7 protein-coding genes and 1 pseudogene are annotated in these 10,569 nt (G+C 29.9%); 3 read left to right on the top strand and 5 right to left on the bottom strand.

Annotation, left to right across the window (positions count from 1 at the left end):
* Window positions 1-2,168, bottom strand: a pseudogene (locus ELQ11_RS10295) (hypothetical protein); the annotation flags it as partial.
* 247 nt (window positions 2,169-2,415) lie between these two features.
* Complete coding sequence (locus ELQ11_RS04945; protein WP_002861281.1) at window positions 2,416-3,792, bottom strand: replicative DNA helicase; 1,377 nt, start codon at window positions 3,790-3,792, stop codon at window positions 2,416-2,418.
* Window positions 3,793-3,931: 139 nt separating this feature from the next.
* Between ELQ11_RS04945 and ELQ11_RS04940 the strand changes: the two genes are divergently transcribed.
* Window positions 3,932-4,861, top strand: coding sequence for a DUF2860 family protein (locus tag ELQ11_RS04940; RefSeq protein ID WP_126231054.1), 930 nt, complete (start codon window positions 3,932-3,934; stop codon window positions 4,859-4,861).
* Window positions 4,862-4,910: 49 nt separating this feature from the next.
* Here the strand turns inward: ELQ11_RS04940 and ELQ11_RS04935 are convergent, their stop codons facing one another.
* Window positions 4,911-6,239 carry an MATE family efflux transporter gene (locus tag ELQ11_RS04935; RefSeq protein WP_002870932.1) on the bottom strand — a complete coding sequence of 443 codons (1,329 nt, stop codon included), beginning with the start codon at window positions 6,237-6,239 and terminating at the stop codon, window positions 4,911-4,913.
* Window positions 6,240-6,445: 206 nt separating this feature from the next.
* A complete protein-coding gene (locus ELQ11_RS04930) occupies window positions 6,446-7,381 on the bottom strand; it encodes an NAD(P)-binding domain-containing protein (RefSeq protein WP_002866437.1) in 936 nt (311 codons plus the stop codon).
* A gap of 70 nt (window positions 7,382-7,451) precedes the next feature.
* Between ELQ11_RS04930 and ELQ11_RS04925 the strand changes: the two genes are divergently transcribed.
* Both ELQ11_RS04925 and ELQ11_RS04920 read left to right on the top strand, forming a co-directional pair.
* On the top strand, window positions 7,452-8,684 hold the full coding sequence (locus ELQ11_RS04925) for a glutamate-5-semialdehyde dehydrogenase (RefSeq protein WP_126222672.1): 1,233 nt from the start codon (window positions 7,452-7,454) through the stop codon (window positions 8,682-8,684).
* Window positions 8,681-9,766, top strand: a complete 1,086-nt coding sequence (locus ELQ11_RS04920) for an FUSC family protein (protein ID WP_002861275.1) — start codon at window positions 8,681-8,683, stop codon at window positions 9,764-9,766. Before ELQ11_RS04925 ends, ELQ11_RS04920 begins: the two co-directional genes overlap by 4 nt.
* On the opposite strand, the gene ELQ11_RS04915 is transcribed toward ELQ11_RS04920, so the two are convergent.
* The gene (locus ELQ11_RS04915) at window positions 9,763-10,560 is read right to left on the bottom strand and encodes an amidohydrolase (protein ID WP_074487243.1); all 798 of its coding nucleotides are present in this window, start codon (window positions 10,558-10,560) and stop codon (window positions 9,763-9,765) included. The genes ELQ11_RS04920 and ELQ11_RS04915 overlap by 4 nt on opposite strands.
* Between the last annotated feature and the right edge of the window lie 9 nt (window positions 10,561-10,569).

The raw sequence follows: 10,569 nt of genomic DNA, 5'->3' as shown, positions 1-10,569 counted from the left end.
ATTCCAACACTACCACTACCATTGTTAGTTACTGTATTACCATTTTCATCTTTACCTACTGAGCCTTGGTTGGAAATAACTAAATCAGCATTGCCATTATTTGTAATACCTCCACCTATAGTAGCACCTTCTCCATTAGAAATTTCAAGTTTATTGTTACTATTGTTAGTGATAGAACCACTTATACCTGTATCAGAAGTAGAGGTGTTAGTGATAGAATCAAGTTTACTATCTTTATCTACAGTAATTGAACCAGAAATAGCTCCATTACCCTCATTGGTAATGGAATCAATACTACTACCACCACTTACTTGAACACTTCCTGAGATACTTCCATTGCCTTGATTAACAAGACCACCTTCTACCTTAGCTCCACCTTCTATCTTGATATCACTACCTATAGAAGCATTACCTGTATTGATTATATTTCCTTCAAGTTTAGTGTTTTCCCCACTAACTGTAATACCACCTGTTATGCTTCCTGAGCCAACATTAGATATGGCTTGGCCTGAAGAAGAAGTTACAGTAGCTCCATCTTCTACTTTTATAGAGCCTTCTATTTTTCCACCAAAATTAAAAATACCAGCATCACTTCCACCTTCTACTCTAGAGCCTTCACCAGATAAAATCATTTCTCCACTTAAAGAAGCTCCACTATCTAATCTTATACCACTAATATTACCTTTAATAACACCACCATTTGTAAGTTCTATTTTTTGAGTTTTAGAACTTTCATCTAATGAAATTCCAAAATTATCGCTATAAATTCCGCTCACTGTGCCATCTTTTTTTGAGCTTGTTCCATCTATGTATAAATCCCCTAAACTTTGCCATTGACCCACTCTTATTCCAGCTGTTTTACCATAAACTATACCTCCATCTTTTATAGTAAGAGTTTCAAATCTACCATAGGATACATATATACCAGAAGTAATTGAATTTATAGTTCCTGTGTTGATGATATTTTCTATGGTGCCACCCTCTTCTAATTTTATGGCAGCACCCCACGATATATCTTGAGTGGTATTTATGGTACCTTTATTTTCAAGAGTTTTTATAATACTATTTTGAATAAACATAGTAGTATAGCCACTATTCATGATGCCATTGTTAATAAAATTTTCTATAGTTCCACCTGATGATCTTATAGCTCCGGTATCTCCTTGCATAATTCCATTATTAACAAAAGTTTTTACATTGGTGTTTCCACTTACCCAAACTCCATTGCTCCATTGTGCACTTTTTCCAATTGAATTAATAAAACCATTATTGGTAAAAGTATCTATTTTTGTGTTAATAAGCACACCTGCCTCTATGCCTTGTATAGTTCCACCGCTAGCATTGGTAAAATTTGTCATACTACCTTGACCTATATTAACTCCCTTGCCTGCACTAATAAAACCACTATTTGTAAAATAATTTATATTGGAATTGTTTGCAACATCAATGGCAATTGAATTGCTTGTGATAGTTCCACTATTAGCAAAATTTTCTATACTAACTTCACTAGCTATGTTAACACCTTTACCATTATTACTTTTAATAGTTCCACTATTAGCAAAACTTGATATATTAACATTACTAAAATAAATACTTTCGCCAGCATCAGAGTGAATAGTTCCACTATTATTAAAATTATTAATAGTAGATTTATTATCAGAATTTCCCCAAACTGTTATACCAAATTTAGAAGAACCATTGCCTATGATACCTTGATTATCAAATGTTTCTATGGTAACACCGTTATTTTTATTTGCTCCTAGTTGAACGCTAGCAGCATTGCTTCCACCTATAAGAGTTCCTTGGTTTAAAAAGGTAGTTGTTGAAGAATCTTTAGTGAAATTTACTGCTTGACTGTTAGAAACTTGTATGGTCCCACTACTTCCTATAACGAGAGTATTATCAGCGCCACTTACAGTTTGAGTATTACTTAAAGATTGATTTATAGTCGTATTAACTCTAGCTTGAGGAGTATAAACACTTGCTACTGGTCTAGCTTTAACATTTTTATTTATTTCATCATAAGTTTTTATTTCAGAATTTAATTTAGCATTAGCACAACTTGCCAAAAAAGAAATAGTAGCTAAAGATAAAACTATCTTTTTAGAATTTAAACAGGGTTCTTTAACCTCTTCTATAGGTGTTTTAGTTAATGTGATATTTTTCATAAGAATTTCCTCCCTTTATAATTTGTTCTATATATTATATTTTTTAAAAATAATATAAAATACAAAATAAAACGACAGAATATTAAAATAGTTATACTTAAAATATTATTAAATACTTATTATTATAAAACTATATGGTTTGAATTTAAAATTTTATTTTATAAAAAAATTGATTTAATGAGAGTAAATTTGATTAAATATTAAAATTATTTGTGAGATATTTTTAATTAATTTATATTAATTAAAGCTAGCCTGTAAATTCAGTAGCTTCATAGCCTATAGGTTTATCTACAAAACAAGATTTTTCTTTTAAAAATATAACCTCTATAGTTCCGACCGGTCCATTTCTATTTTTTCCAACAATAATTTCAGCATTTTCTTGCATAGGATTTGGTATAAAAAGCCTTTGATAAGCTTTGCCTTCAGCTTTAGCTTTATTCTCTCTTTCTTTTTCTTCTTGCTCCCTATAAACCTCATCGCGATATACAAATAAAATAGCATCTGCATCTTGCTCTATAGCTCCACTTTCTCGCAAATCACTCATCAAAGGACGCTTATTTGCCCTTTGCTCTAAGCCACGATTAAGTTGTGAAAGTGCAATAATAGGCATATCAAGCTCCCTAGCCAAAAGCTTAAGTCCTCTTGAAATTTCACTCACTTGCAAATGCCTATCATTAAAATTTGAATTACTCATCATAAGCCCTATATAGTCAATCACACAAAGTCCTATACTTTCATCTTGAGATTTTAAACGCCTTAAAATAGCCCTTACATCAGCAATAGTTGCATAACCACTATCGTAAATATATAATTTCTTTTGACTATAATCATTACAAGCATCTCCTAAACGCTCCCATTCATCATCGTTTAAATCTGCGGTTAAAATTCTTTGTAAAGGGATAGAAGTTTTTGAAGAAAGCATTCTTTGCATGATTTGAGTTGCGGGCATTTCAAGAGAAAACAAAGCCACACCTTTATTTTGTCTTAAAACTTTATCAATGAAATTTAAACAAAGGGTTGTTTTTCCCATACCTGGGCGCGCAGCGATTATTATAAGCTCACCTCCTTTAAAACCTTTTGTCATTTTATTTAAACCCTCAAAACCTGTATCAAGGCCTATGATATTTTTATTTTCTAAAGTTTTTTGCTTTTTAAATTCTTCAAAAAGTTCTGATATTATTATATTAACATCTTTAATATCTCTAAAATTTACACGATTTGTAATGCTAAAAATTTCTTTACCAATTTCATCTGCGATTTCACTTACAGCACGATTTTCATTAATACGAGCTGGTAAAAGATGTGCAAAACTCAAAAGTTGTCTTTTGATGGACTTTTCGCGAAGTTCATTTACATAAGCAGGCAAATCTATCATAGAAGGAGTGGCAAGAATTTCTGCTAAAATCTCTTCATCTATTTTTTTATGTTTTTTTAAAAAACTTATAGAAATAGGCTCTTTGTTGTTGCTACAAGCTATAATTGCTTTAAAAATATCTTCATGAGCTTTAAGACTAAAATCTTTTGGACTGATATCGCCTGCTATACTAGCGTAAGCTTCTTCACTCATGATGCAACTGCTTAAAATAGCTCGCTCTAAATCCAAGTCATAATACTCTTGTTGCACTAAATTTCCTTATAAATATAAATAGTTTTAAAAATTTTATCTAAAAAAACTTAAAATTATAAACTTTAATTTTTTATAAATATTTAAAGTAATATTAGTTACAATTATAATCACAACATTTATTTTATTAGGAGAACACTTGAAAAAACATTTATTTTCATGTATTTTAGCTTCCATCTTAGCCCAGTCAGCTATGGCTGTAGATTTTCAAGAAGGTTTTAGTGGAAATTTAAGCATAGGTGTAGGTGCAAGAGATATTAAAAGCAATATTTCAACTTTAGCGGATAGTGATTACTTAGGTGGTTATGATGCTGATAATTCGGACTCTTCTTTTATTCCTTTTATCGGTGTAGAACTTTACTATGGCAACCTTATAGGCAATGATAGAGTTTTTATCAAAAACTACAATGGAAGAGATATCAGCGGTATAGCTTTAGGTTATGAAAAAGCCTATTTAGAGCGTTTTAGTACTTCTTTTTCTGTAATTTCTTCTTTAAGAGAAAAAGCTTATGCAAATCCTTATCAAATAGGCAATAGAGAGGAAACTGATGTTGATAGATATGGTTTTAAAATCTCTCAACTTTACGAAAGTGATTTAGGAAAATTTACAGCTTCATATTTATTTAGCAAAAACAAATATGATAAAGACGCAGTTGAGTACAACTCTTTAAAAAGAGAGGGGTATTATCACGAGTTTGAATTAAATTACAATTATAGTTTGTTAAATTTAGGACTAAGCTATGATTATAATGATGCAGATGGAAAAGCTCAAAGTTACTCAAGATATGGTTTAAGCATGGGAGCAAATTTAGCTTTTGCTAATGACTATATCTTCACCCCAAATTTAAGTCTTAGCAAATATGAAGCAGTAGGAACAGATCCTATCTTCCACAAAAAACAAGACGGTAATATAGTTAAGCTTAATCTAAAAGTTGTTAAAAATCAATTTTTGGGCTATAACGGACTTTATGGTTTTGCAAATTATGGCATAGAAAAAAGAAATAGCGATATAGGATTTTATGATGAAACCTATCAAGTTGTTTTAACTGGAATAGGATATAAATTCTAAAAAATTATAAAAAAAGCTCCTTTGATAAAATTTAAAAAAGATCTATCCACTATAAAGATAGATCTTTAAAAATCCTTTTAAGAAAAATCCAAGCTAAAATCAAAACACAAAATTCAGCAAAAAATGGACTTAACCATACTCCATTTAAACCTATAAAATAAGATAAAAGCAAAAGAAAAAATAAAGGCATGAATAAATTTTGCATTAAGCTTAAAACCAAAGAAAAACTTGCTTTATTAAAAGCTGTCAAAAAAGAACCGCTTAGGACATTAAACCATGCAAAAATATAATTAAAAGCAAAAAGCATCAAAGCTGTATAAGCAAAAGTTTTAAATTCTTGATCATTTTCTTTTGCAAAAAGTGCTATTAAATTTTCTCCAAATATCAATATAAATACTATAGAAAATAAAGATAAAATTCCCCCTGCAAAAAATACCACTTTTATAATAGCTTTAATCCTTAAAAAATCTTTTTTAGCATAATTATAACTAAGTGCAGGTTGCATCGCATCCCCCATAGCAATAATGAGCATTATAATAAAACTATCAATATATAAAATAATAGAAAAAGCTGCCACAGCTTGAGTGGTAGAAATTTTTAACAAAACAAAATTTGCAAAAATACTATATAAAGAACCCGAAACATTGCCAAAAAACTCGCTACTTCCATTATAAAGAATATTTTTAAAAATTCTCAAATTTATATATAAACTTGAAAATTTAAGCTCTAAATTTTGAAATAAAAAAGGAATAATTCCAAAAATACCACTTAAAACAATTCCTAAACAAGTTGCAAGGGCTACCGAAAACAAACCCCAACCAAATACAACTATAAAAAGATAATCAAATACAATATTACTTAAAGCTATGATTATGTTCATAATCATACTATAGGTTGTTTTTCCACAAATTCTTAAATAATTATCCAAGGCAAAAGAAAGCATGGTAAAAGGTGCAAATAAAGCAAAAACAAACATACATTCTTTAGCCATGGTTTTAATCTCATCGCTAACATTTAGACAATCAATCAAAACAGGTCCTAAAAAATACTCCAAAATTCCAATAAAACAAGAGATTAGAAAAATAATCAATATACTAGAACTAAATATCTTTCTAGCTAAATTCTTCTTGCCTAAACCCAAATGCATAGAAATTTGCACTGCTGAACCTATAGCTATCATATCAGCCAAAGCAAAAGACATCATAATAAAGGGAATAATCAAGGCTAGTGCCGCTAAAGCATCACTTCCTAGATATTTTCCAACAAAAATTCCATCAACTATATAATAAAAAGAAATAAAGGCCATGCTTATGACATTTGGCACGGCACATTTTATAAAAAGCCTAAAAGGGCTTAAAGTGCTAAAAATATTTGACATACAAATCCTTTAAAAATATTAAAATAAAATATTTTTAAAGACGCTAGTAGAGTGCTTGAAGTCCTAAAATATAGAAATTTAAACGATAAGTTCTTATTGTTGTTTTTGTATTAGTTTTATTTTGCATTTTCATAGATTTAAATTAAAATAATAAGAATTATAAAATTTACTTATTAATAAGTCAAATTTAGCCCAAAGGCTAAATTTTAAAGCACAGAAAGAATTTTCACAGCGTCATTTAACCCTGTAACTATACTTGCTCCATTTTTAGTAGCAATATCTCCTGCTACAAAGATGCCTTTAACATTGCTTTGTTTATTTTCATCCATTAAAGGCACGCCTTTATCATCAACATTAATCCCGCATTTTTGTAAAAAATCAAGTGGAGTAGAACCACCAATAGCATAAATAATTCTATCATAAATATCGCTTGTACCATCGGTAAAATTTACTTTAGCTTTGCCATTATCATCTTCTACTTCATTAATGTCAATTCCTAGTTTTAACTCTACCTTACCCGAATTTCCAGCTTCGTGAATATCTTTAAGATTTATATCATTTAATCTTGTGAATTCTTTTTTACGATAACAAAGGCTAACTTGATTTGAATTAGCCAAATCCACAGCGTATTCTGCTGCTGAATTTCCACCACCTACAACAAGAATTTTTTCATTTGCTAAAACTGAATTGGCATTAAAATTAATGATTTTTGTTAAAGTCATAGGAAGTTTGTAATCAGGTTTATTAGGTTTACCCATTCTACCTATAGCAACAATAATGTTTTTACACTCATAAACACCTTTAGCTGTGCTTACTAAAAAAACTCCATTTTCATTTTTAACACTCTCAACTTCAGAACCAAATTCAACTTCTATATTGTGCTCTTTTAAAGCGTTTTGAAAAGTTTCTATAGTGCTTTCTTTGGTGCCATCTTCAAAAGGAACATGTCCGTGATTGGTTCCTTCACATCCCTTATAAGCTTTATCTACTCTTTTGCCATCCTTATAAAATTGCATTAAAGTTTGACAAATGTTATTTGATTTTTCTAGTATCAAAACTTCTTTGTTTTTAAGCTTGGCTTCAACCGCACAGCCTATGCCCGTTGGACCTGCACCTACTACGATTAAATCTATTTTTTTCATTTATATTTACCTTTCAATTCTAAATTTTTTTGTATAATTTATCAAGTTTTTTGTAAATAAAGGATTAAAAATGCGAAATTTGCTTGAAAATATTAAGAAAAATTCTCAAAAACTACTTAACTTAACACCCAAAGATAAAGAAAAAATTATTCTAAAATTAGCTCAAATTTTAAGAGAAAATTTCAAAATTATCCTAGAAGCAAATAAAAAAGATATGGCAAATTTCACAAAAAGCGGAGCAATGAAAGATAGGCTTTTATTAGATGAAAAACGTATTTTAGCTCTTTGTGAAGGCCTAGAAAAAATCGCTTATATCGAAGATCCTATAGGCAAAATTTCTAAAGGCTGGAAAAATTATGCGGGTTTGAGCATACAAAAAATAAGCATTCCTTTAGGACTTATTTGTGTTATTTACGAAGCAAGGCCTAGTCTTAGCGCTGAAATTGCAGCTTTAATGATAAAAAGTTCTAATGCTTGTGTATTTAAAGGTGGAAGTGAAGCAAAATTTACAAATGAGGCTATATTTACTCTTGTTAATAAAGTACTTAAGGAATTTGATTTGCAAGATTGTTTTGCTATGTTTACTCAAAGAGATGAGATCTTGCAAATTCTAGCTTTTGATGATTTAATCGATGTGATCATACCTCGCGGAAGTTCAAACATGATACAAGAAATTGCAAACAATACTAAAATTCCTCTCATAAGGCAAGATAAAGGCTTGTGCCATGCTTTTGTAGATCAAAGTGCTAACTTAGATATGGCTTTAAAAATAATCCTTAATGCAAAGTGTCAAAGAGTAAGTGTTTGTAACGCTTTGGAAACGCTTTTAATCCATGAAAAAATTGCTAAAAATTTTATAAGTCTTTTAATCCCTGAATTTGAAAAATTTAAGGTAAAAATTCACGCCCATGAAAACGCTTTGGCTTATTTTAACAACTCAAATTTAGAAGTTTTTAAAGCAGATGAAAATACCTTTGATACAGAATGGCTTGATTTTGCTTTAAGTGTAAAATTAGTAAAAGATTGCGATGAAGCTATAGAGCATATCAATAAACACAGCTCCTTGCATTCTGAAACCATTATCTCAAATGATGCTTCAAATATCGCTAAATTTCAACGCCTTATAAACTCATCTTGTATTTATGCTAATGCTTCAACGCGTTTTAGCGATGGAGGAGAATTTGGCTTTGGTGGAGAAGTTGGAATTTCAACTAGCAAATTGCATGTAAGAGGTCCTATGGGGGTTGAAGATATTTGCACTTATAAATATATAATTAATGGAGAAGGACAAATTCGAGAGTGAATAAAATAGAAATGCTAAAGCAACACTTTAAAGAAATTGCTAAACTAAATTCAAGTGAACAAGTTTGGCAAATGCCTTTTTTTGCGGCTTTAGGTGTGGGTATAGTTTTAGGGTTTAGTGTGTTTTTTGGAAAATTAAACTATGGACTCATTGCCATGATAGGAGCTTTATCTTTTTTATATGTTCCAAACACTCCTTTATATCATAGAATGGCTGTTGTGATGTGCTGTTCTTTTGGCATAGTTTCTAGTTTTTTCTTAGGAATTTTAACCCATTTTTTACCTGCAATTTTTGCCTTCATCCCTATAGGACTTGTGGCCATGGGAAGTTCTATTTTAATTAGATATTATAACATTGGTGCACCTGGATATTTTTTCTTTGTATTTTCTTGTATTTTAGGAGCTTATTCTCCTTTTGAAGCTAAGGATTTTATCTTTTTAGTGGGTCTTGTTTTTCTTGGGGCAATGGTAGCTAATTTAATGGCTTTGTTATATTCTATCGTTGTGATTTATGGATTTAAAAATGCTTTACCTAGCGAAATTCCACCTAGAGAATACATAGGTTTTGATGCAGTTTTTGTGGATTCTTTGATCATGGGTTCTTTTGTGGCTTTTTCTATATTTATAGGAATTTTTTTAGAACTTGAAAGAAGTTATTGGATAGCCATTTCTTGCACAGCTATTATGCAAGGTGTAACTTTAAATTCTATATGGATTAAACAAATTCAACGCATCATAGGAACGGCCTTAGGAGTATGTTTTGCATGGTGGCTTTTATCTAAACAATTTCACAATATAGAGCTTGTTTTACTTATGATGTCTTTGTTTTTTATAGGACAATTTTTAGTCAATCGAAACTATGCTTTAGCTATGATTTTCTTTACTCCTTATGCCACTTATCTTTCGGAAGCAGCTAATTTTATGAGTGAAAATGCAAATACATTAATACTCGCTCGTTTAGTTGATGTCGTAATAGGAAGCATTTTAGGACTTTTGGGTGGTTTTGTAATTTATAAACCTTATCTAAGAGTACATTTTGAACGCATTGCAAAATACATCTTTAGGATAAAACGAAAAGCTTAAAAGTCAAATAAAACACAAGCATTATCCCCTAAAATTTGCTCTTGTTCTTTTTTAGATACGACAACTTCATTAAAAGCTGCTAGAGCCGATGAAAAATTAATATTTGCTTCAAAATTTGTATGCGGCCAATCACTTCCAAAAACAAAATTGCTAAGTGGAAAATGTTCTTTTAAAATTTCATATATTTTCTTTGCAAATTTTATAGCTTGTTCATTATTAGCATAGTCTATTTTTGCTCTATAAAAACCGCTAATTTTAAAAAATATTCTAGAATTTTTTAGGTAAATTAAATCCTCTAAATTTGTTAAGTTTGCATTAGCTCTTGCTAAATGATCAATAACAATATTACAACCATAAGGAATTAAATTTTTAACAATATCAACAAGATTATTATCCAAATCTCTTTGAATTTCTATTTGCATTTTAAGCTTACTTAAATTTTCAAAAAATTGAGTCCAAACCGTACTTTTAAAATTTGGCAATTCTTTGCCAATTAAATTTAATCTAACTCCACAAGCTTTTCTTTCTTTTAGTTTTTGAAGCTCATCAAATTTAATACCTTCATCAACCACAACTATAGCTTTTATATTTTCATCTTTTTCGATACTCTGAAGCAAAAATTCATTATCAACACCTAAAAAACTTGGCTGAACTAAAACCCCTTTATCAAAACCATAATGATCTAAATTTGCTTTATAATCTTTAAAACTAGCGTCATAATCAGGCTTATATCTTGCATTTGCAACTGTATTTAACTTTTTCAAAAATATATGTGCATGAGTATCAATCTTCATTAAATTATC

Source organism: Campylobacter sp. US50a (genome assembly GCF_004379015.1).
In the GTDB taxonomy this organism is placed as follows: domain Bacteria; phylum Campylobacterota; class Campylobacteria; order Campylobacterales; family Campylobacteraceae; genus Campylobacter_D; species Campylobacter_D jejuni.
The sequence above is the reverse complement of the archived record's forward strand: the minus strand, read 5'-3'. Positions and strand labels throughout refer to the sequence as shown.